Raw genomic sequence first — 685 nt, 5'->3', positions numbered from 1 at the left:
AATCTCGGTTGATTTCTTTTCCTCGGGGTACTTAGATGTTTCAGTTCCCCCGGTTCGCCTCGTTAACCTATGTATTCAGTTAACGATAGTGCAACGAATTGCACTGGGTTTCCCCATTCGGACATCGCCGGGTCAAAGGTTCATATCACCTCGCCGGCGCTTTTCGCAGATTAGCACGTCCTTCATCGCCTCTGACTGCCAGGGCATCCACCGTGTACGCTTAGTCGCTTAACCTCACAACCCGAAGATGTTTCACTTCTGATTGCGAAAATTTGAGAGACTCGAACACACCATTAAAGATGTGTCGTTTCAATTTTCAGCTTGATCCAGATTTTTAAAGAGCAAATATCTCAAACATGACTCGCAAGTCAGTTTTGAGATATGACGGCAGGTGACTTTCACTCACGAACCAGCAAGTGGCGTCCCCTAGGGGATTCGAACCCCTGTTACCGCCGTGAAAGGGCGGTGTCCTGGGCCTCTAGACGAAGGGGACGTGTCAGTCTCAATCGCAAGACGCCTTGCTGTTTACTTTTCATCAGACAATCTGTGTGAGCACTACAAAGGCAGGTTCTTTAAGGTAAGGAGGTGATCCAACCGCAGGTTCCCCTACGGTTACCTTGTTACGACTTCACCCCAGTCATGAATCACAAAGTGGTAAGCGCCCTCCCGAAGGTTAAGCTACCTA

The 685-nt window shown here is 48.9% G+C and carries 1 tRNA gene and 2 rRNA genes; all 3 read right to left on the bottom strand.

The window, feature by feature from the left end:
* Positions 1 to 234: ribosomal RNA gene (locus tag APT89_RS06690) — 23S ribosomal RNA — on the bottom strand; the annotation flags it as partial.
* 183 nt (positions 235 to 417) lie between these two features.
* Positions 418 to 493: transfer RNA gene (locus APT89_RS06685), tRNA-Glu, on the bottom strand.
* A gap of 85 nt (positions 494 to 578) precedes the next feature.
* Positions 579 to 685: ribosomal RNA gene (locus tag APT89_RS06680) — 16S ribosomal RNA — on the bottom strand; the annotation flags it as partial.

Source organism: Enterobacter sp. 50588862, from assembly GCF_001462935.1.
GTDB classification, from domain to species: Bacteria; Pseudomonadota; Gammaproteobacteria; order Enterobacterales; family Enterobacteriaceae; genus Enterobacter; species Enterobacter bugandensis.
Note: the sequence above shows the minus strand (reverse complement) of the source record. Positions and strands in the feature narration are given on the sequence as shown.